21 protein-coding genes are annotated in these 21798 nt (G+C 65.7%); 10 read left to right on the top strand and 11 right to left on the bottom strand.

Translation table 11 applies throughout. The annotated features are described in order from the left end of the window. The first annotated feature begins 110 nt into the window (after window positions 1–110). The 5 genes from CFR76_RS01095 to CFR76_RS01075 all read left to right on the top strand — a co-directional run bounded on the left by CFR76_RS01095 (window position 111) and on the right by CFR76_RS01075 (window position 3622). Complete coding sequence (locus CFR76_RS01095) at window positions 111–518, top strand: hypothetical protein (RefSeq protein ID WP_110555427.1); 408 nt, start codon at window positions 111–113, stop codon at window positions 516–518. A gap of 20 nt (window positions 519–538) precedes the next feature. Continuing rightward, window positions 539–1210, top strand: coding sequence for a cell division ATP-binding protein FtsE (locus CFR76_RS01090; RefSeq protein WP_110555426.1), 672 nt, complete (start codon window positions 539–541; stop codon window positions 1208–1210). Beyond that, complete coding sequence (locus CFR76_RS01085) at window positions 1210–2136, top strand: FtsX-like permease family protein (protein ID WP_110555425.1); 927 nt, start codon at window positions 1210–1212, stop codon at window positions 2134–2136. The genes CFR76_RS01090 and CFR76_RS01085 overlap by 1 nt, the downstream gene beginning before the upstream one ends. Further along, window positions 2115–2804 carry a YdcF family protein gene (locus tag CFR76_RS01080; RefSeq protein WP_110555424.1) on the top strand — a complete coding sequence of 230 codons (690 nt, stop codon included), beginning with the start codon at window positions 2115–2117 and terminating at the stop codon, window positions 2802–2804. The genes CFR76_RS01085 and CFR76_RS01080 overlap by 22 nt, the downstream gene beginning before the upstream one ends. A 77-nt stretch (window positions 2805–2881) precedes the next feature. Beyond that, window positions 2882–3622 (top strand): lysophospholipid acyltransferase family protein, encoded by a 741-nt coding sequence (locus CFR76_RS01075; RefSeq protein WP_244191710.1) that lies wholly within the window; start codon window positions 2882–2884, stop codon window positions 3620–3622. Here CFR76_RS01075 and CFR76_RS01070 read toward each other — a convergent pair. From CFR76_RS01070 to CFR76_RS01060, 3 genes are read right to left on the bottom strand one after another with little or no spacing between them, the layout of a single operon-like run. After that, the gene (locus CFR76_RS01070) at window positions 3619–4917 is read right to left on the bottom strand and encodes a cytosine permease (RefSeq protein ID WP_110555422.1); all 1299 of its coding nucleotides are present in this window, start codon (window positions 4915–4917) and stop codon (window positions 3619–3621) included. The genes CFR76_RS01075 and CFR76_RS01070 overlap by 4 nt on opposite strands. 17 nt (window positions 4918–4934) lie before the next feature. Beyond that, entirely contained in the window at window positions 4935–6023 is a 1089-nt protein-coding gene (locus CFR76_RS01065; protein ID WP_110555421.1) for a DUF917 domain-containing protein, read from the bottom strand. Next, complete coding sequence (locus CFR76_RS01060; RefSeq protein ID WP_110555420.1) at window positions 6016–7563, bottom strand: hydantoinase/oxoprolinase N-terminal domain-containing protein; 1548 nt, start codon at window positions 7561–7563, stop codon at window positions 6016–6018. The genes CFR76_RS01065 and CFR76_RS01060 overlap by 8 nt, the downstream gene beginning before the upstream one ends. A gap of 599 nt (window positions 7564–8162) precedes the next feature. On the opposite strand from CFR76_RS01060, the gene CFR76_RS01055 reads away from it, so the two are divergent. After that, on the top strand, window positions 8163–9650 hold the full coding sequence (locus CFR76_RS01055; RefSeq protein ID WP_010506561.1) for an agmatinase family protein: 1488 nt from the start codon (window positions 8163–8165) through the stop codon (window positions 9648–9650). 14 nt (window positions 9651–9664) lie between these two features. After that, window positions 9665–11011 (top strand): agmatinase family protein, encoded by a 1347-nt coding sequence (locus CFR76_RS01050; protein ID WP_110555419.1) that lies wholly within the window; start codon window positions 9665–9667, stop codon window positions 11009–11011. Between the two features lie 219 nt (window positions 11012–11230). On the opposite strand, the gene phaR is transcribed toward CFR76_RS01050, so the two are convergent. Next, the gene (gene phaR, locus CFR76_RS01040) at window positions 11231–11773 is read right to left on the bottom strand and encodes a polyhydroxyalkanoate synthesis repressor PhaR (protein ID WP_110555418.1); all 543 of its coding nucleotides are present in this window, start codon (window positions 11771–11773) and stop codon (window positions 11231–11233) included. A gap of 456 nt (window positions 11774–12229) precedes the next feature. Next, window positions 12230–12961: a hydroxyacylglutathione hydrolase gene (gene gloB / locus CFR76_RS01030; RefSeq protein WP_110555417.1), complete on the bottom strand. Its 732-nt coding sequence runs from the start codon at window positions 12959–12961 to the stop codon at window positions 12230–12232. A gap of 98 nt (window positions 12962–13059) precedes the next feature. Here gloB and CFR76_RS01025 point away from each other — a divergent pair, with 98 nt between their 5' ends. Genes CFR76_RS01025 through CFR76_RS01015 form a run of 3 tightly spaced genes read left to right on the top strand, consistent with a single transcriptional unit; the run spans window position 13060 to window position 15396 of the window. Then, the gene (locus tag CFR76_RS01025; RefSeq protein WP_110555546.1) at window positions 13060–13812 is read left to right on the top strand and encodes a methyltransferase domain-containing protein; all 753 of its coding nucleotides are present in this window, start codon (window positions 13060–13062) and stop codon (window positions 13810–13812) included. A 33-nt stretch (window positions 13813–13845) separates the two neighbouring features. After that, a complete protein-coding gene (locus CFR76_RS01020) occupies window positions 13846–14523 on the top strand; it encodes a phosphatidylserine decarboxylase (protein ID WP_110555416.1) in 678 nt (225 codons plus the stop codon). 6 nt (window positions 14524–14529) lie between these two features. Next, entirely contained in the window at window positions 14530–15396 is an 867-nt protein-coding gene (locus tag CFR76_RS01015) for a CDP-alcohol phosphatidyltransferase family protein (protein ID WP_208623899.1), read from the top strand. Between the two features lie 87 nt (window positions 15397–15483). Here CFR76_RS01015 and CFR76_RS01010 read toward each other — a convergent pair whose 3' ends face one another. Genes CFR76_RS01010 through CFR76_RS00985 form a run of 6 tightly spaced genes read right to left on the bottom strand, consistent with a single transcriptional unit; the run spans window position 15484 to window position 21714 of the window. Further along, window positions 15484–15939 carry an NADH-quinone oxidoreductase subunit B family protein gene (locus CFR76_RS01010; protein ID WP_110555414.1) on the bottom strand — a complete coding sequence of 152 codons (456 nt, stop codon included), beginning with the start codon at window positions 15937–15939 and terminating at the stop codon, window positions 15484–15486. Between the two features lie 6 nt (window positions 15940–15945). Then, window positions 15946–17430: an NADH-quinone oxidoreductase gene (locus CFR76_RS01005; RefSeq protein ID WP_244191709.1), complete on the bottom strand. Its 1485-nt coding sequence runs from the start codon at window positions 17428–17430 to the stop codon at window positions 15946–15948. Next, complete coding sequence (locus CFR76_RS01000) at window positions 17424–18500, bottom strand: hypothetical protein (RefSeq protein ID WP_110555413.1); 1077 nt, start codon at window positions 18498–18500, stop codon at window positions 17424–17426. Before CFR76_RS01000 ends, CFR76_RS01005 begins: the two co-directional genes overlap by 7 nt. After that, the gene (locus tag CFR76_RS00995) at window positions 18497–19042 is read right to left on the bottom strand and encodes a hypothetical protein (protein ID WP_110555412.1); all 546 of its coding nucleotides are present in this window, start codon (window positions 19040–19042) and stop codon (window positions 18497–18499) included. The genes CFR76_RS01000 and CFR76_RS00995 overlap by 4 nt, the downstream gene beginning before the upstream one ends. A gap of 2 nt (window positions 19043–19044) precedes the next feature. Then, the gene (locus CFR76_RS00990) at window positions 19045–20013 is read right to left on the bottom strand and encodes a hypothetical protein (protein ID WP_110555411.1); all 969 of its coding nucleotides are present in this window, start codon (window positions 20011–20013) and stop codon (window positions 19045–19047) included. A gap of 6 nt (window positions 20014–20019) precedes the next feature. Further along, window positions 20020–21714, bottom strand: coding sequence for a hypothetical protein (locus CFR76_RS00985; protein WP_110555544.1), 1695 nt, complete (start codon window positions 21712–21714; stop codon window positions 20020–20022). Window positions 21715–21798 lie beyond the last annotated feature (84 nt).

Here is a 21798-nt window from a genome sequence, read left to right as displayed (position 1 = left end):
CATATGCACAAGGCAGAAGTTTGCATTTAATACAAGCGATCGCTACCTCGGTCTGGAATGCGTTTCCAACAATCCCGGGAAGCGGTACCCATGACCGGAGTCTTGTTTTAATGGACAGTCCCTTTTCCAACCAGCGGCAGGACCGCACGCTGCCCCCCGCCACCCACGCCACGGGCGGGGTGAATGTGCCGCGCATCGTGCGGGTGGCGGTATGGTCGGTTTTCTATTTCCTGTTCTACCTGGTACAGCAGGTATCGGAACTGGTGGCCCCGCTGGTGCTGATCCTTGGGATCGGGTGGAGCGCGCTGCCCCATATCATCGGAATCGTGAACGGCGCCGCGGGCAACGACCCCCAGACGCGCGAGATGATCGCGCATGTCACGCATTCCATCCCCGACCACCTGGAGGTGGGGACGCACCTGCTGACCCCGTCCTCGCTGGTGTTTGACGGACTGCTGCTCATGGCGGCGGCGGCGTTGTGCGCGACACTGTCCACCATTGCCGCGCGCACCATGTAAAGACCGGCAGGCCCGCCCGCATGTTCCGCCTGCATGATGTCAGCTACGCCCATGGCGGCAACCGCGCCGGGGTGGCCGCGCTGTCCCATATCAGCCTTGACGTGGCGCAGGGCGAATTCCGCTGGCTGCTTGGCCCGTCGGGCGCTGGCAAGTCATCGCTGCTGTCCATCCTGTCGCTGGAAGTGCAGGCCAGTGCGGGCATGGTGGAAATACTGGGCGTGCCGGTCATGCAGGCGCGGCGCAGCAGCCTTGCGCGCCTGCGCCGCCGCATCGGGACGGTATGGCAGGATTTCCGGCTGCTGCCCGACCTGAGCGTGTTTGACAACGTCGCCCTGCCGCTGCGCCTGCAGCACCGCGCGGAGGACGAGATCGCCCATGAGGTCCACGCCATCATGAAATGGGTCGGGCTGGAAAGCCGGCTGGACGCGCGGCCGCTCCAGCTTTCGGGGGGCGAGCAGCAGCGGGTCGCGATCGCGCGCGCGGTGATCTACCGCCCCGCCCTGCTTCTGGCGGATGAGCCGACCAACGCGCTGGATGAACGGCAGGCCGGGCGTCTCATGGCCATGTTCCACCGGCTGGCGGAACTGGGCACAACCATCGTGGTGGCCACGCATAACGACGCGATCGTGGAAAAATATCCCGCCCCCGCCATTGAACTGGCGCATGGCCACATGGTGCGGGATTACCGCTGATGGCACGCAGGCGGTACCATGACGGGCTGGCCCTGCACCAGGCCTTGCCGGGGCAGTTCCTGCCCTTCCTTGTCGCGGCCATGTCCTTTCTTGCCGCGCTGGCGCTGGCGGGGGGGATTGCGGCGCATGGCCTGTCACAGCGCTGGACCCATGGCGCGGGGGCGGTCACGACCGTGCAGGTGCCCGGCCCCGATGACCCGGCGGCCGGTTCGGGCACGCGCGTTGCCGCCGTGCAGGACATTCTAGCCCACGCCCCCGGCATCGTTGCCGCGCACCGGCTGAGCGATGCGGAACTGCGCGGCCTGCTGGCCCCATGGATCGAACAGACCGGGGATGCGTCCCTGCCCCTGCCCGCCGTGATCGAGGTACATACGGCAGCCGGGCAGGACCCGATGCCCCCCCTGCTGCCCCGGCTGGAGGCCATTGCCCCCGGCGTGCTGGTGGAACATGACAGCGTGTGGAGCGACCGGCTGGCCGCCCTTGCCGCCAGCCTGCAGGCCTGCGCGCTGCTGGCCGTGCTGATCGTGATGACGGTGGCGGTCTGCGTGGTCATGGCCGCGACACGCGCGGGGTTGCAGACCCGACGGCAGGCCATTGCGCTGATCCATTCACTGGGCGCCATGGACAGCTATATTTCCGGGCGGTTCGCATCCCGCGTGGGGCTGCTGGCGCTGGTGGGGGGGCTGGGGGGCAGCCTTGCGGCACTGCCCATGCTGCTGGCCATGTCGCATCTGGCCGCCCCCTTTTCCGCCATGACCGATGCGCAGGCCACGGCCCCCATGGACTGGCGCGATCCCCGCGCGTGGGCGGACATCGTGCCGCACGCGCTGTTATGGATGCTGCTGGCGCTGCCGCCCGCGGCAGGGATCACGGGATGGGTCACAACCCAGTTGACCGTGCGGGCATGGCTGCGCCGCCTGCCATGACACGGTCGCCACACGGCAATGGACGACCATCCCCCTTCCGCCGCAGGCTGCTGGCCACGGGCGTGCTGGCCACCATACTGGCATGGATGGCGGGACTGGCATGGTTTACCCGTGACGCCATGCGCCCCCCCATGCGGCCGCCGCATGCGGACGGGATCGTGGCGCTGACGGGCGGGCAGGGCCGGATTGACGAATCCCTGCGCCTGCTGGCGCAGGGCGATGCGGACCGGCTGCTGATTTCGGGTGTGGACCCGCATGCGACGCTGGGTGACTTCCTGCACCACCTGCCCCAGCCCGTTCCCCTGGCATTATGGACACGCACGACACTGGGCCACAGCGCCACGTCCACGCTGGGCAATGCGGATGAGACGGCGGCATGGGTCCAGGCCTACCATATCCACAGCCTGATGGTGGTGACGGCGGGTTACCACATCCGCCGCGCCATGCTGGAAATCTCGCGCACGGTGCCCGATGTGCGGCTGTATGGCTATCCGATCCGCTCGCCTGCGCTGCGGCACCTGCTGCATCCCGCCACCATCCGGCTCATGGTGACGGAATACGACAAATGGCTGCTGGCCTGCCTGGATATCGCCCGCCTGACGCGGCCCCTGCACGGCCTGATCAACCATACCGATACCCGGCCCGGCGCCCCCCCGGTCATGGGCTGAAGACCGGGGCCAAACTTGTCCTGGCGCCACTTTTCTGGTGTTAGGGAAACCCATTCATACTGATGGACCCGTTCGTGATGACAGTACTGCGCGCGCTTGCCTTCAACCTGTATTTCCTGCTGCTGACCATCGTGATGGGCATCCTGGCCTTTCCCATCCGGCTGTTCGCACCCGGCCGGGCGCTGGCCTATGCCAAGGCATGGACGGGACTGACCCTGCGAGGGCTGCAACACATCTGCCGGATCGACATAAAGGTCAGCGGCATGGAGCACCTGCCTGCCGGGCCGTGCCTGCTGGCATGCCAGCACCAGTCCGAATTCGACACGCTGGTCTGGATGAACCTTGTGCCGCGCCCGACCTATGTCATGAAACGCGAACTGGAGCGCATACCGCTGGTCGGCCCCATGCTGCGGCTGAGCGGCATGATCCCCGTGGACCGCGATGGCAAGGCGAAGGCCCTGCGCGCCCTGCTGGCCGCGACCGACGCGGCGGTGGCCGACGGGCGGCAGGTCATCATCTTTCCCGAAGGCACCCGCATGCCCCCCGGCGCGCCCGTCAGCCTGCAGCCGGGCATTGCCGCCCTTGCCACCCATACCGGCCTGCCAGTCATTCCCGTGGCGACCGATGCGGGGCTGTTCTGGAAACCCGGCGGGCTGTTCAAACGCCCCGGCACGATCCATATCGTTGTGGGCGCGCCCCTGCCCGCAGGGTTGCGCCGGGCGCAACTGCTGCCCGCCATCGCCCAGGCGTGGCGGCAACTCTGCACCGATCACGGACTGCCGGTGCCCGCGCAGGCATCCCCAGCTGATCCGGCCTAGGGACGGCGCACGGCGCGCCCTGCCACGCGCCTGCCCACAAAACCGGCAAGGGCATGGGTCATACCTGCCCCAAGAATCGCATCACAGGCAGCAATTCCCGTTAATGTCACCACCCCGGCTGACGCCAGCAGGCTGATCCCCGTTCCCGCCGCCCATGAAACGAAGGCACGCCAGACCACCGGCCTGCGGGCCGCATGGACCATGCTGTCGTGATCCAGTGCATGCAGGACAAAGAAGTCGACAGTGACGATGCCTGCCACCGGGACAAAGGCGATGGAGAGATAGAACAGGAAAGCGATAAAGTGATCCAGCAGCCCCCCAAACGCCAGCACGGTCCCAAGCAGGCCGCATGCCAGCGTAAGGACCGGGCGACTGGTCTGGTGCGATCGGGCGGGAAGCACTGTGGCGGCACTCAATATCACGCTGTACAGGTTCAGTGCGTTGACCGTCCATGTGCCACCGAATACCAGCCCGAAGGCCAGTAGTCCCAGCCCCATATGCAACATGATCTGCAGCATTCCGCCCTGCGGGACCAGAAGGCCCGCGACACCGCCCGCAAACATGACAAACGAGGCGGACAGCAGATACGCACACACGGACACCAGCACGACATCCCTGTCGCGATGCAGAAAACGGCACAGATCTGGCATGATGACCGCACCAACCGCCACCCCGCCTACTACGGCGGAAATGACATCGCCCATCCGCAACGCATGACCATGGGGCATATGATCCATGATGCCCGCATGCGGCACATCAAGAGCGCACAGCAGCAGCCAGACGGTCGCAAGAAACAGTAGCGGCGTCAGCACCAGCGACAGCCGGTCAATCGCACGCAGCCCCACCGTGGTGGTCAGGGTCATGAGCAGCCCACTGCCCAGTTCCACCGGCCAGATGGGTCCATGCCACCCCCATAGCGTTGCCAGAAGAACGCGCATGGCATCGGCAAACAGGTCGATATTAACCCCGAACCACCCCAGCAGGGACACGGCAAAGGCGGCATTGAGCGCCATCGCCCCCCGTTCCCCGAAGACCAGCCGGGCCAGCATGTATGAACTCAGCCGCGTGCGCGCGCCCACAATCCCCATAAGGGAGCCGATAATGGTCAGGATAAGGCCACCCGCCAGCATGCCAGTCACGAAACCAGGCATGGTGGTCACACGCGCCAGATCGACCCCTGTCACCAGTGTTGGCAAGGACACGCTGAAAGCCGACATCATCAGCGCGACACGCCACCATGGCAGGGCGACACCCTGCGGCACGGTTTCGGTCAGATAATCGCCATCCGGGGACATCGTACCTCCCCCGCCCGTCAGAGCCGGTGCGTATCGTAATCAATCTCCGCATAACCAAACGCCTGCGGCCCGACGACATCCAGCGCCTGCGCTGTCCGCAGCAGATCGTGCGCGGGCAGGCCGATCACCGCGACGGGCAGGCCGTACTTGACCAGTTCCGTCGTAATGGGTTCCCCCGTTTCGTGTTCGACCATCATGATCAGGTCGGGCACGCAAGCCGTCACCGCGTCATCCACCCACAGCACCAGGTTTTCATTCTGGATGGCGATGCGTGCCGTGCATCCCGCATACGCGCCATTGCCCGCGATCATGACCATGCCGACGGAAAAACCGCCCTTCATTTCCCGCACGACCGCCGTGACCCTGCCGGTAAACAGCAATGTCGCGTCGGCCACGACCAACAGGCGTTCCAGCACATCCGCCCGCGTCGCCCGCGCATCGACTATGGCCCGCCCGATACGCAGGGCCTGTGTTACCGTGCCGGGCAATGCCGCGCGCCGGATGAAATCCATACCCATGGGGGCGGTGCACATGCCGGCGCTGCCACCCATCTGCACCGTGACCGCGCGCGCCAGTGCCTCCAGCCGGTACATGGTATCCACCGGGTCGAAGGTGACGACATTACCCTTGTCATCCGCCACGGCGGCGGGTGAGCAGGCCTGCCCGTAAATGAAGAACGTCGTCATCTGCACTTCGGGAAAGGCGCGGCCCATGCCATCCCCATCCAGTACTGGCAGCCCCGCCTGTGCTGCAATCGCGATCGGTTCGATACCGTTTGATCCCCCGATTTCTTCCGAAATCAGGGCATCTGCCCGACGTCCGGTCGTCCGTTCCAGTGCGCGCAGGGCATGCAAGCATTCGTCACCACGCTTTATCTTTTCCACCCCCACCACCGGCGCGCCAATACTGCCCAGGGCATAGACCGTTGCCGTATCATCAAGCGCGTCAAAGGGAATGATACGCACCTGCGCGCCTGCGCGGATCAGTTCGCGCGTGCGCAGCATGCCCAGATAGGGATTGCCCCCACCACCGGTGCCCAGCACGGCACAGCCCAGTGACAGGGGCAGGAGGTCTTCCTCCCCGATCACGTAACCCCATTCAGACATGCAGATCCCCGATTACCTTGATACGGATGCGCGTGGCGTTACCCGGCAGGTACGCAAGTGGAATTTCCTCGATATCGATGACCTCCAGCCCGTCGGGGGCCGCGCCAGCGGCAATCGCCATGTCCATCGCCCCCTTGCGCGCATCCGCCATCGCCGCGTCACGCGACACGGTCGCAAGGCTGTAGACGCGGTCGGTTTCGCCCGAAACCTGCGCAATCGCGGCGCCGACCGCGTTCGCGACCGCGAAATGCGCGGGTTTCATGACCGGCAGGCCCGCAAGGGTTTCATGATCGACCAGGATTGAACCACCACCCACCACCAGCACCGGCAGCATGTCGGCGGAAATACGTGCCCGTTCCACGCACTGTTCCAGCAGGGCGGTGATGGCACGCCGGGCGTCACGCACCAGCGCGGGCGGCAGATCGGCCACACGCGACCGGTCCCCCAGCGACGCGTCGCCCGCTGCCACCATGATGTCCGTCGTGGTCAGGGTCGCACCGCCGAAGACCATACCTTCATCCGCAAGACGGTAACCGACCGAGTCCGGCCCCACCGTAATCCCGCCTTCCGCCTGCCGGATGATGGAACCACCCCCCAGCCCTACGGAAAACACGTCGGGCATACGGAAATTGGTCCGTACGCCACCGACTTCCACCGCAATTCCGGCCTGTCGTGGCAGACCGCCCCGCAACAGCCCCGCGTCACTTGTCGTGCCGCCGACATCAACCACGATCGCATCCGCGACACCCGACAGGAAAGCCGCGCCACGCATGGAATTGGTTGGTCCCGATGCAAAGGTCATGACGGGAAAACGCTCGGCAAAACCGGCATCCATCAGGGTGCCGTCATTCTGGGTCAGGTACATCGCCCCCTGAATGCCACTTTGCGCCAGCGCGTCACGAAAGGCGGTGATGACCGTGCGCGACAGATCACGCAGACAGGCATTCAGGATGCTGGCATTTTCACGCTCCAGCAGGCCGATACGACCGATCTCGTGTGATTTCGTGACATGAACACCGGGCATTTCCGCGTTCAGGATCGCTTCGGCCCGATGTTCCATTTCCGCATTGACGGGGGAAAAGATGGACGAAACCGCAACCGATCCCACACCCTGCGCGCGCAACTGTGCCGCGATGCCGCGCAGGGCCGTCTCATCCAGCGGTGCGATTTCGCGGCCATCGAACTCATTGCCACCCGCGATCATGTAGCCCCGCCCGGCAATGGCGTCGCGCAGGTCGGTGGGCCAGTCGGTCATGGGCGGCAGACAGGCGGATGCAGGCAGACCAAGCCGGATGGCGGCGGTAGGAGCAAGGTCACGGCGCTGCACCACCGCATTGGTGAAATGAGTCGTGCCGATCATTACCGCACTGACAGCAGATGCGGGCCGCCCCGATATTTCAAGCAGGCGGGACAGGGCTGTGCGCACGCCGCTCATGATATCGCCGGTTGTATATATCTTGCACGATGCCAGCACCCCGTCCGGGGTGATCATGGCAGCATCCGTATTGGTGCCGCCGACATCAATGCCAATTCTGATCATGGAAAAGTCCCTGCCATCCGACAGACCGGAAATAACGGTGGAAACCAGTAAATCACCGATGTCATATTGTTATGATAGCGATATGAATTAGCCCGTCAACATCATTCCCTGCGGTCACCATAACCACTGTCCCGTGCCATCATGCCAGACAGCGGGCACCGATACAGTGATGGCTCCGGCTGGATGATCCTACCGCCCCTGCCGGCATGAAGGTTGTATAGACAGGCGCTGCGCCCATGCAGGGCATCCACGGCAACCATGCGGGGATGAGCGCAACTCACGGAAATGTGCTTTTTATTATAATTGTTATTAGCAGGTAATGTGTTTTGTATTAAAATCGTTATTTATTAATCGTTTACTTCATAATCTATAAAAATTTACCTGTTATTTTGAAATTCTCCGTCTCCGCGATCAATACGCGGAAATGCGTATTCCATGACACCACAAGGCGGTTCGAAAGTATCCGGGCATAATTCCGATGCATTTTCATACGGCGGGAAATATTCATGGTTACACAGCATGTGCGGTCCCCCAACCGGGATCATTACCTTCCATCTGTCTGCAACCATGAGGCCGCACGACCACGCAGACGCAGGCCCATGTCACGGCACCTGTGTCTTCTTGCCGCGTCCATGCTGTCCTTTTCCAGTCTGGGCATGGTGCAGGCAGCCCCTGTATCTGCTGCGGACGGTGCGACAGACGTGGACAAGCCACCACCCCTGCCGAAAATTGTCATACCGGATGTGCTGAAGCCCCGACTGACGGCCCTGAGCGATGAACAGAAGGCCTTTCTGACCAGCCCGGCGCTGTACATGTTCGCCCGGCCACCGGGGGGACCTGCGCAACTGTTCGCCAAGCTGGAAAAAGAAACACCTGAAGAAATCAGTGCCTATGTCTCGGCCATGGTATCGGTTGCCGAACAGGTCGATTTCAAGCCGGGCCGAGATCCCGCCAGCATTCCCCTTGATACGAAATCACCCAGTTTCAATGCATGGAATGCCCGCATTCCCCAGCAGCTCAATCCGAAACGTGAACCGGGGCCGATCCAGATTACACGTTACATTGGTGGCGAATACGGGTCATTCAGCGGCATTCCCACCTTTGCCTATGCCCCCATTGCCCTGACACCCGAGGATCTAAAGGCGGGCAAGGTGGATGTCGCGATCGTGGGGGCGCCACTGAACATGGGATCCGGCTTCCGTGATGCACAGCACGGCCCGATGGACATGCGCACCTCACGCGGCGCACAGGGACCGTGGGGGCCGGACATGTACACCATGGTCGACCCCATCGAGGAACTGAAGATTGTCGATTACGGTGACGTGGCGATAGACAATCTCAGCACCGAACGCAGCATTGACGAAGTGCGGCGCACTGTGGCGGAAATCGCCCGTGCAGGTTCCATCCCCGTGGTCGTCGGCGGTGACCACTCACTGGAATATCCCGACGTGGCGGGCATTACCGATGTCTATGGCAAGGGGAAAGTGGGTGTCGTGCACTTCGATTCCCACTACGACGCCTGGCACAACGAACCCCACCTGATCGATCATGGGCAGCCGGTATACCGGGTCATCCATGAAGGTCACGTGCAGGGGAAAAACTATATTCAGGTCGGCCTGCGTTCACGTGGGCCGGAGGAAGCGGGCTTCAAATGGATGCGCGATAACAACATGCGCTACCACACCATGGTGGAAGTGGAAAAACGCGGCTGGAACGCCGTCATGGAACGCGCACTGGCGGAAGCCAGCCAGAATACGGACAAGCTGTGGATTTCCTTTGATATCGATGCGCTGGACCCGGCCTTCACCCCCGGTACGGGCACGCCCGTTCCCGGCGGCCTGACCCTGCGGGAAGCACAGCCGATCCTGCGCCGCCTGTGTGCCGAGAAGAATGTTGTCGGTTTCGATATCGTGGAGTACGCGCCCTATCTCGACACCAGCTACAAGACCGCGCTGAACGCCAATTTCCTTCTCAACGCCTGCCTGACCGGCATTGCCATGCGCAAGAAAGGCATCACGCAGAAAAACTATCTCAGCCCGCTTACCGTCGATCATCAGCGTGATCACCTGGGGGGAACATCAAAGTGAGAACGGGTAATCCAATGCGCAAAATGCTCTTTCTTTCGACCCTGGCAGCCGTGCTGGCCGGTCCGTTATTCCCCCCGGCGCATGCACAGGCCCCGGCGCAACCCGATGCCCTGGCCGGCCTGACACCAGCGGAACGCGCCTTCGCCACCGATCCACACAAACTGGCGGAATTCCGCCTGACACCGGAAAAGGTGCGCATGGTCCTGACCGGACGCAGCACGGTGGAGGCGAAGGATTATATTGACGCCATGATGAATGCCGTGGCGAAAGAAGCCTTCCAGCCCGGCGATCAGCCCGATATTCCGCTAAACACCACATCCGCCCTGGCCTTCAATGGGGAAACCGTTGTCCGGCCCGCCATTCTTGATGACCTGCACCGTGACCCCGGCCCCATCATCCTGGACCGCTACATCCACCAGAAAACCGGCATTCCCACCTTCGCGCACGCCCCGTTCGCCCTCCACCCCGAAGATCTGGAAGCAGGACATGTGGAGGTTGCCTTCGTCGGCGTGCCACAGGATTTCAGCACCGGCTGGCGTGACGCCCTTCATGGTCCCATGATGCTGCGGACTGCGGATTACCTGACGGGCAGCGCCAGCGACCCCGATCCCGATACCGGCATCAATCCCGGCGCGGCGCTCCGTCTGGCCGATTACGGGGATCTCGCGGTGGATTACATGAGCGTGGAACGATCGGAAGCGCATATCCGTGACATGATCGCACAGATGGCCCGTCTGCATGTTGTCCCGTTTGTCATCGGTGGCGATCATTCCGTCATGTTTCCCGATGTATCCGGGCTGTCATCCGTCTACGGGCATGACGCCATATCCGTCGTGCAGTTTGATGCACATGGCGAAACGGACTGGGAAGATGACGGACACCTGCGCGCGGATAACCAGTCCGTACGCCGGCTGGTGGAAAACGGCAGCGTCCTGCCCCAGAATATCATTCAGGTTGGCGTAAGGGATGGCGCCCCATCCATCCAGCCCACGACATCGCGTCCCGGCAGCGTTGTCACGCACCCGGTCACCGAACTGGAGCAGCACGGCACGATGGCCCTGTTGCAGACCGTGAATGATGAACTGAAGACAAAAGCGCATAAGGTCATTGTATCATTCGACCTGAGTGTTCTTGACCCCGCATACGCCACGGGCACGGGTCGCCCGCTACCAGGTGGCATGACCATGCGTGAGGCCATTCCCCTTGTCCGGGGCATATGCGCCAGCAACACGGTGGTTGGCTTTGAACTCCTTGATCCCGCCCCGGTGCTCGATACCACCTACCAGACCGGCCAGAATGCCAATGCAATCATGCATGCATGCCTGACGGGCATTGCCCTCAACAGGCATCCGCACACATGATCCCATGCTGAAGGACTGTTGCAAAATACCAGGTTGATGGAAAAATAACGAAAGTTTCCGGGGGCTGCCTTTTCCACAAAGGCGGCATTTCCTGAAGTCGCCGGAAAAAGCGTTACCAGAAACGTCTTCATGATCTGCAGGACGTCCTGATACCCCGCCATCTGCCAGATACGGAACCACATGCCGGAGGGGATGCGCATCCCCTCCGGCAAAGTGCCTTCAGCGGCTGCCCTTTTCATCCGGCGCATCCCCATGGCTGCCCTGTAGCGCCGCCACCTGCTGGCGCAGGTCCATGATTTCCTGCAGCAGGTTTTCCACCGTCCGGTTGCCCACCCGTTCCACGGCGTAAAGGGAGGTGAACAGGGACATGGCCTGCCGCACCACGGCGGCGTTTTCCCGCCCCAGTTCCTCCAGCCCGTCCGGTGTCACGGCCGGGGGCTGCCGGTCCATGAATTCGGCCATCATGCGTTCCAGGTAATCGGATACCTCGCCCTGCCTGCTGTCGCCATAACAGCGGATGAGCTGGCGCAGGAAGGCGACCGGCAGCATGGCGCGGCCACGGGTTTCCTCTTCCAGCATGACCTGCGCCAGCACGCCACGGGTTATGTCATCGCCCGTGCGGGCATCCAGAATGACGAAGGCACGGTCCTGCTTGACCATGTCCATCAGGTTTTCAAGGGTGATATAGGCCGAAAGCTCGGTATCGTACAGCCGTCGATTGGCGTATTTCTTGATGATCACCGGAACAGAAGATACCGACAAATGCCTTCCTTTCGCATGGATCGGGCACGAAGCACCCGGACAGGCCATAACACCGCCCCCACATGGCGGCCATCCCGGCCAGGCATTGCACCCATGGGCCGGATGCGGCGGTTTCCCGACCGGGGCGGCCCACCCTTCGGCCGCGTCGGGCCTTACGGCGTGGCCCCCGGGATGGAGGCACCCGCCGGATGCGCCCGTCCCAGGCTTCCATGCCGCCAGACAGCCCGCATCATGTCATGATATCAGGGTCCGGCCATGAGCCGGAGCATTAAGTGTGATTCCGGATGGGAAAACAATACCGTCATCGAGTTTCCACGCCCCGCCAGCATGTTACGGGCACGGCGGGATCGCGGCCATTGCCGCCCCCATTCCGCCATGAACCCCGGTTTTCATGCCTGTAGAACGCGGGAACCACCCGCCGCGTTTCCCTGTCCGCGTCAAACGTGACGTAATATGTCAGAAACTGTCCTTTTCGCTGCGCAACCGTGCAAGGGTGGCGACATCGCCCGCGCGCAGGAAGGGATTGGTCCGGCGTTCCACCGACAGGGAAACCGGCAGCGTGGGCAGCCCCCTGCCCCGCAGGTCCGCCACCTGTGCCGCGCGTGCCTTCAGCGCGGCGTTGTCCGGGTCGACATGCAGGGCAAAACGCGCGTTGGACTGGGTATATTCATGCCCGCAGCAGATCAGCGTGTCATCCGGCAGGGCCTTGATGCGCTGCAGGCTGGCGAACATATCGGCGGGCGTGCCCTCGAACAGGCGCCCGCACCCCATGCTGAACAGCGTATCGCCGCAGAACAGCGCCGGGCCGTCAGGGAAATAATACGATACCTCGCCCGCCGTGTGGCCCGGCGTTGCGATCACCTGCGCCCGGGACCGCCCCAGTTCCACGACATCCCCGTCGCGCACCGCGATGTCAAGGCGGGGCAGGCGGGCGGCCTCCCCCGCCGGCCCCACGATCCTCGCGCCATAACGCTGGCGCAGGGCGTCGGCGGCGGCAATATGGTCGGCATGGTGGTGGGTCAGGAAAATCAGGTCCAGCCGGCCGCCTGCCGCATCGATGGCGGCGATCAGGGGCGCTTCCTGCGCCGGGTCGACCATGCCGGCCGCCCCTGTCGCGCCATCATGCACGAACCAGGCGTAATTGTCCGACAGGATGGGAATCGCCTCTATGGCAAGCTTCTGTGTCATGACTGTCCTCGTGCACTTTCGTTGCGTGGCCTGAATGCCCGGCATGACGTGATGGCCCGGGCGGCGGGGTGTGCTAGTGTGCACCAATGCCAGCGAACATGCACACCGCCGCAAGTTTCTATGCCACCCGCCGGGGGCAGGCGGCCGCCCGCCTGCTGTGCCAGCGCATGGCCGCCTTCTGGCCCGAAGGCGCGCAGGGGCACACGCTCGGCCTTGGTTACGCGCTGCCCTTCCTGCCGCTGTGGGACCGGCCCGACAGGCCGTGCCTGTCGGCGCGGCTGGACACGCATGTCACGCGCGATGCGCCGCCATGGCACGGCCGGGACTGTATCGTAAACGGCACGCACCTGCCATTTGACGACCTGAAATTCGACCGCATCGTAATGATCCACGCGCTGGAGGTCAGCGAGGACAAGAACAGCCTGCTGCGGCAGGTCTGGAAAATCCTGAAGGATGAGGGGCGGCTGCTGCTGGTCGTACCCAACCGGGCGGGGCTGTGGGCGCATACCGACAATTCCCCCTTCGGGCAGGGCACGCCATTTTCACGCCGGCAGATCACGCGCTGGCTGGCCGATGCCTGTTTCCAGGCGCAGCGCCATGAAGACGCGCTGTACGTGCCCCCTGCCGGTCCCTGCCCCGCAGGCCCGGTGCGCATGCTGGAATGGACGGGGCGCACCCTGTTCCCCCGGCTGGGCGGCGTGTGCATGATAGAAGCGGTCAAGGACATGTACGCAACCATACCCGCGCGCCCCGCGACACTGGTGCCGGCCAGGCTGCGCCTGCGGCGGGCGCGGGTTTTTTCACGAAATACCACGCCACGGCGGCAACCGCGTGACATGCAGGATACTTGACCAATTTTACCGAAATCTTCATGAACGTTATCCATGTCGCTGATTCAATCCCTCAAGCTTGTCATCGCCCCGCCGCACCCGGCCGCGCGCCCCTTTCTCCTCGCGTCGGGGGCCGGGGCCGTCATCGGTCGGCTGCTGCCGTTCCGGGCGACCAGGTGGCTTGGCACGGCCAGTGGCCTGTTCTTTGGCTTCTGCCTGTATTTCTTCCGTGACCCCGAGCGCGTCACCCCGGCCGAACCGAACCTGGCGGTCGCCCCCGCCGACGGCCACATCGTGTCGATCGAGAAAGTGGCCCCCCCGCCGGAACTGGACATGGGCGACGCCCCGGTATGGCGGGTTGCGACCTTCCTGTCGGTGCTGGACGTGCATGTGAACCGCATGCCGGTCGCGGGCACCGTGACGCGGATCGCGTACCATGCCGGGCAGTTCCTGAACGCCAGCCTGGACAAGGCATCCGAACTGAACGAACGCAACGCACTGCGCGTGACGATGAAGGACGGGCGGCAGGTCGCCGTGGTCCAGATCGCGGGCCTGATCGCGCGCCGCATCCTGTGCGATGCCGAGGAAGGCATGCAGTACGAAACCGGCGAGCGGTTCGGCCTGATCCGCTTCGGCTCGCGCACCGACCTGTACCTGCCGCCCGATGTCACGCCGGTGGTCGAGGTCGGGCAGACCATGATTGGTGGCGAAACCGTGATGGCGCGGCTTTAACCCGGCATGGCCACCCCACCCCTTACGCCGGCACGCCGTGTACGACGGCTGAAAAAACGCCAGCGTCCCCGCGTGCGGGGCCTGTCATTCAACCGGATGATCCCCAACCTCATGACCATGCTGGGCCTGTGCGCGGGCCTGACGGGCATGCGATTCGGGCTGGAGGGGCGATTTGGCAGCGCTGCAACCGCGCTGCTGATCGCCGCCTGCATTGACGGGCTGGACGGGCGAATCGCGCGGCTGCTGCGCGGCACCAGCCGTTTCGGGGCGGAATTCGACAGCCTGTCGGATTTCCTGTGCTTTGGCGTGGCCCCGGCTTTCGTGCTGTACCTGTGGGCGCTGCATGAAGGGGGCCGTTTTGGCTACATCCCGTGCATCATGTTCACCGTCTGCATGGCGCTGCGCCTGGCGCGCTTCAACGCCAGCCTGGATGACGACGCCAACCAGCCCAAATACGCCAGCAACTTCTTTACCGGCGTCCCGGCCCCGGCTGGCGCGGGGCTGGCGCTGTTTCCGCTCTTCCTCGGGCTGGAGGCACAGCACCTGCATTGTGACTGGCTGTATGAACTGACGCGCGACCCGCTGCTGCCCGCGCTGACACTCAGCGGCACGGCGTTCCTGCTGGTCTCCACCCTGCCGGTATGGTCATTCAAGAATTTCAAGGTTCCCGCCCCCATGATCCTGCCCACCATGCTGGGCACGGGGGCCTATGCCGCCGTTCTGGTGGCCGAACCATGGGGGGCGCTTGCGGCCGCCGGGGTCATCTACATCCTGCTGCTGCCCATAAGCAGGCGGAGCTTCCACCGCCTGCGGCGCGAGGCCGAGGCCCTGCAGGAAAGCGATGACCAGTCCGTGGCCGCCCCTTCGGCCTAAATTTCCCGAAGCCTGCCACCGACAAAAGTTTCTGGTGAAGCTTTTTTCAAAAAGGCGGCGCCCGGAAACTTCCATCCTTCATTTATATCATGCGGGTGGGCCGTCTTCGCCCTGCATGCGCCAGCGGATCAGGGCGTCGAGCATTTCCGCAGGCGAAGGCGGGCATCCCGGCAGCACCACGCTGGCGCGCGCACGGCCCCCTATCCCGCCCATCACCGCATAATTGGGTGTGAACACGCCGCCATCCAGCGCGCAGTCCCCCATTGCGGCCAGCAGCCGCGTACCGGGCATGGCCTGCCATGCCAGTTCCACGACCGGGGCCATTTCCACCGTCAGGCTGCCGGTCAGCAGCAGCAGGCTGGCCTGTCGCGGCGTGGAAACGAAACGGATATCGGAACGCCCTTCCACCAGGGCGCGCGACAGGCTGCGCAGTTCAAGCGCGCAGCCAGTGCAGCCCCCGGTTTCGATATGGAAGATGTCCAGCGGCAGCATGCGGGGCAGGACCGCGCCTTCGGGCCAGAACAGGTTAAGATACGCCATCATCCCTTCCTACAGGTCCGCTGATGCCGCCGACAGGCCGAGGGAGGCAAGGATCAGCGGCACGTCCTCATACACCGCGCCGGATAACACCTGCGGCAACGCCTGGAACAGCGACAGGGACGGGTCACCGCAACACCACGCGGCCACCCGGCCATTTTCAACCCGCAGCCAGTGCCAGACCGGCCCTGCCGGCCCTTCCACGCAGCCAATCCCTTCGCCCGATCCATGGTCATCGCCCGGCATGGGTACTGTCAGGCGCGGCATCGGGTCCAACGTGGACAGCATTTCCACCGCCGTTTCGACTTCATGCAGGCGCAAGGCAAGGCGGACCGCCACATCGCCCGCCATCGTGGGGTATCCCTCCGGCCAGCCCCGGGGCGGGCGCGATACATAGGGCCTGAGATCGGATTCAGCACCGCCCGCACGCCCCACGCATCCGGCGATGCCCCAGTAACGGGCGATATCGGCCGACAGGATGCCCCGCCCCCGCGCCTGCATGGCCATGCCACGCGGCCGCCAGAACAGGCGTTGCAGGACCCTGCAACCATTGCGCAGTTCCGCCAGCAGTTCAGGGGGAATGGACAGTGCCCGTTCTCCAGCGCCCGCAGGCGGCAGCACGTCAAACAGCAGGCGACTGCCGCACATATCCCCGCAGGCCTGCCGCACCCGTTCCAGCAGGGTTGCGGCAAGCATGGCGCAACGCCCGTCCGCCAGCAGTTCGGCTGCGACGGCCAGCGTATCCAGATGGGTCGCGATCCGTCCAAGTTCGCCCACGAACAGGTCCGCATCGCGCATTTCCCCCGCCTGTTTTCCCCCCGCCGCGGCCAGCGCGCCCGCAAAGGCCTGCTGGTGGGCCACCGTGGCGGTGGCGTCAATCCGCGCCACCAGGCGCGCGGCCTGCGCCACGGTCGCGCCCCGCATGCGCGCGCACAGGCCACGATGGGCATAGCCCATGCGCGGCTGCACCTGCATGATCCGTTCCCCCGGCAGGCCCAGGCGCAGGTGGAAAGGGGCGTTGAAATCCCCCTCCGCCGGGCCGTGGCCCAGCACGGTGCCCCCGGCGCGCACCATGGTTGCATCATCGGTGAATTCCACCCCATCGGGCGGCGCGGGGGCTGGCGGGGGCCGGTCGCGCAGGGGCCATGTCACCGGCCATCGCCCCTGGTCCAGCCACGGGGCGCTGCCTGTCGCCCCCATGGCCTCGATGCCCCACAGGTCGTGCATGATGCGTTCAGGCGCGCTGGCACCGGCCCGCACGGGGGACAGGGCAAGGTAGCGCCCGTCCGTTACCGCGATGCTGGCCATCAGGGGGCGCGTGCCCTCCATGAACAGGGCATGCGCCTGCATGCCGTCCGACCACAGGCCAAGAAGCGGCAGGTCGGAACGGGACAGGGCTGCCACCATGGCATGCCATTCCTCCGCATCAAGCACGAATCGCCCCGCACACTCCGTGGGCACGCCCCTGCGGATCAGGTCCGCCACCTGCGTCACCACGACCCGCCCCCCATCTGGTCATACCCGGCACAGGCAAGCACCACGCACCCGATGGCCAGCAACAGCGCCGCCCGCGCCCATGATGGCCTGCCAGGCCCCGCCCCCGGGCATGCCGCCATGACCGGCCACAGGCTGGCGCCAGCCAGCAGCGCCACAGGGGGCATATTACCCATTTCCCCCACCAGTACCAGCACGATCGCCATGCCGGGCAGGGCCGGCGGCCACAGCATGGCCCACGGCAGCCGCCCGTCCGACGGCGTCACGCAGGCCATGGCCAGCAGGCTGGCGGCAAGCGGCAGCCCCCCCATGCCACCACCCGGCAGCCCCGCAGCCAGCACGGCCCAGCCAGCCCAGTAATCCCCCAAAAACGACCGCCCCCGCCGCGACAGGACCGCCCATGACAGGCACACACACCCCATGAAGGTCAGCGCAGGCAGCAGCACCGGCCAGATACGGGCCGCCTGCGCCACGACCGGCAGCACGGCCAGTGCTTCCATGTTCCAGCCCGGCGCAACCATCCCCGGACGGCCCGGAACGCCACAGGCCAGCAGCAGCCCGCCCACCAGCAGGATCGCCCCGGCTTGGTCCTGCATATGCCCCCAGTCCGCCTGCAGCACGAACAGCCCGCCCTGCGCCACAAGCAGGCCACCCAGTCCCATGCGCAACACCTGCCACCCGTCCCGGTCCAGCCCGCGCGGCCCGATCGCCAGCCCAAGCCGCGCCACCAGCCCGCAGCCCAGCAGGGCCACCAGCAGGTCGCACCGTCCCAACGCCATGGCAAGGGCCGCGATGCCCGACAGGAAAAAGGGCAGCATGTCCCCCCCACGCGAAGCGTTTTCCCCGGCGCGGGATGGCCCGAAAACCCACACGCACAATGCCAGCGCGGGGCCGCATCCCGTCATGATCCGCGCCATGTCGGGGAAATGCGCGCTCCCCACACCACACAGGACCAGCAGCACCACCGCCAGCAGGCCACGCAGCGCCAGCGTCCCGCCCGTCACCAGCAGGGCGGTCTGCGCCAGCACCAGCCAGCCACCCAGCAGGCTGGCGTAAAGCGGCGGCGCCATCATGCCGCCCCGCCATGCGACCGGGGATGCGTGGCCAGCAGGATATTCAGGCCGATCGCGGCAATGATGACCTCCCCCATGACCAGCAGGCTGTCCGCCCGCGCCGCCAGCAGCATGACGCCATCCAGCCCGCAGGCCAGACCCGCGCATAACGCGACCGGCCCGCGGGCGATGCATGCCCCCCACACCCCGCACAGGATGGCGGCCAGCCCCGTCATGCCCATAAGGCGCGCCGTCATGTCCACCTGTGGTCCCTGCATGATGACCTGCGCCAGCACCGCGATACAGGCCAGCCCGCCGGCAAGGCGCAGGCCGCTGCGTTCACGCGCGCCCGCCGGGACATGCAGCATCTGCACGCCCAGCAGCCCGAACAGTCCCGCCAGCCCCACCGCCATGATGCAGGCCGGCCCGACCCGCCCCAGCCCCCAGCGCGACAGGCACACGCACGCAGCCATGCACGCCCCATGCCAGACCGGGCCGCCACCGCGCGCCCCCGACGTTGAAAGCGAGAGGATGACCAGAACACCAAACAGCAGCACCAGCATGGTCAGCCCATCCCCCGCCCGGCAAACAGCAGCACCCCGGCCATGATGGCGCATAACAGCGCCAGTCCCGCCCGCCAGCCCGCATGAAGCGGCCCCGACACCACGAATACCCGTATCGCCGCGACACCCCCGCAGGCCAGCAGCATATGCGCCACCCACAACATGACCGCCACCAGCATGGGCACCAGCACCCGGCCACGCGGCAGGATGTCGGGTTCCACAATCCCCTCGGGCCAGATCAGGTCACGCGCCAGCATCATCCACACCACCGCCAGCAGGTCGTGCGCGTACCGGGCCACGGCGCGGTCGGGACCGGCAAGGTCCTCCAGCATGGCCGCCGACAGCCGTAATGCCGTGACATGGCCTTCCCCCACCCCCGCCACGACCAGCGCGCCGGCAACCAGCGCCAGCGGCACGCGCACAAGGTTCATGTCCGCCACATGCGCCTGCCGCACCAGTCCCGCCAGCGTGCCATCGGGCAGGCACATGCCCAGCACGGCGCATGCCAGCAGCATGACCGGCTGGATCATGATCCCGCCCGCCACGACCCGCAGCCCCGCATGGCCCGGCCGCGCCAGGCCCGGCGCAAGGGCGGCCACCACCAGTGCGAGGAAGGCCATTTCCAGCAACCCGCCGACAACCAGCACATCCGACAGGTCACTACCGGGCATGCCAATGGAAAAGGACGGCACCAGCAACGCCGCCACCATGCCCGCCGCCAGCGCCAGCCACGGTGCCACCGCCGTGACCTGCGCGCCCGCCGCCGAACGCACGCCCACCTGCCGCCACGCCTGCAGCAGGGCGCGCCAGTGCGCGGTGGGGTCCGGCAGGCGGCGTTCGCCTTCCATCATGGCGGCCATCCAGCGCAGCAGGCCGATCCATATTGGCACCGTCACCATGACCAGCGCCATGTGGCAGCCCGCAAGCAGCAGAGCCTGCATCCACGCGGCAAGGGAAAACGACGTCATCATGCAGCCTTATCCATGCCACGCAATGAATATCAGTGCCGCCATGCCCGCCATGGCCATCACCACCGGCGCGGATGCCATGGCGCCATCCGGCCGCAGGCTTCCCACGTATCGCGCCAGCAGCCGCCATGACCGCCCCGTCCGCCGCCGCAGGCGCACGTAGCCACGCAGGCACCGCCTGCGCATCGCGGGCGTCACCACCATATCCAGCAGCATGCGCGCGGGATTGCCCAGCCCCACCTGCGTCAGCGGATCGCCAAACACCATCCACGGCGGCACGGGGGGCGCGCCGTTCTGCCAGCCCGCGACCTGGCGGGCGGGCATGGGGCAGGCCATGCGGCGCAGCACCACGACCACGCCCCCCACCACCGCCACCAGCAGGCACAACCGCGCGGGATACAGCACCGCCCCCCCGTCGGGCGACGCCAGCGCGATATTCTCCACCAGCGGCCACATCACGCCACCCGGACCATGCCCCCCCACCAGACCCAGCCAGTATCCCGGCCAGATGGAGGCGCACAGCACCGGCAGCGCCGCCAGCAGCAACGTCGCCATTTCCCACCCCGACGGATCAGACGCCCCGGCCCCGCGCGGCGTGCGTGGCCTGCCACACAGCATGACCGCGACAATGCGCACGAGCGCAAGCATGCGCACCGCCCACCCCACCCCCAGCGCCAGGAGGGCCAGCAGCAGCGGCAGGTCCGCCCCCGGCCCGCCACCACGCGGCATGGCCGCCAGCAGGTGCAGCAGCATCCAGATAATGGAAAAACCCAGCAGGGGCGGCAGCCCGCTTTCCGCCAGAAGCCCGATGGAAAACAGGGCCGACAGGCGCGGCATCAACACACCCAGCCCCCCCAGGCGACACAGTACAAGGGCACCGGCCTCGCGCTCCATCGCATCCATGGCGCGCGCCATGAACATCCATGTCAGCAGCGTGCCCACGACCAGCATGAACGTCCGGCTGGCGCATATGGCCATGGCGGGCAGGTCATCGGCACGGGCCAGCAGGCCCAGCCCCGCCAGCACGATCACCAGCGCGCCCGTGCCCCCCAGCAGTCCCGACATGACCCTGCGCCCGTCACCCGCGCACAGCGCCCGCCACGACGCCGTCATGTAGAGCAGGCAGCCCGCCACGATCAGCACGCCACCCCAGCGCATGTCCGCCATCATGCCGCCCGTGGGCAGGTGGCCCCACAGCGCCATGGCGGCGACCATCGCGGCGATATCGGCCATCTGGAAGGACTGCCCCCCACGCGGCGACACGCGCAGGGAAAAGGAAAGCCCCAGCAACCCGCGCGTGCCCAGCCAGCACAGGCCGGGCAGGAGCCAGCCCGCATGGGCCGGGAACACCAGCACCGCCGCCATAAGCAGCAGGGCGATCAGGTCGGGCACCTGTCGCGCGGCCATGCGCGGGATATCGCCATGCGGGGCATGCGCGCATGCGACCAGCACCCAGCCCGCCCCCATGCAGGACAGGACCGGCCCGCCGGTTACCGCAAGCGCCGCCCCGGCGCAGGCCGCGAGGTCACGCCCGCCGGATGCTGCAAACCCCACGATGCCCAGCGGCGCCAGCAGGGCGACATCACGCGCGTCACCCGAAAAACCGGCCCCCGCCACGACCCCGCCCGGCAGCACGACCCCAAGGCAGGACAGAACGGCCATGACGCCCACGGCCAGCCACCCGCAGCGCAAGGCCGGCACCATGCCCGCAGCCGGCCGTGGCCAGCAGGCCGGCAGGGCGCCCGCCCCCCCCACCAGCAGTACGGTTACGACAAGGATGACAGGAAT

The organism is Komagataeibacter swingsii (genome assembly GCF_003207895.1).
Classification (GTDB): Bacteria; Pseudomonadota; Alphaproteobacteria; order Acetobacterales; family Acetobacteraceae; genus Komagataeibacter; species Komagataeibacter swingsii.
Note: the sequence above shows the minus strand (reverse complement) of the source record. Positions and strands in the feature narration are given on the sequence as shown.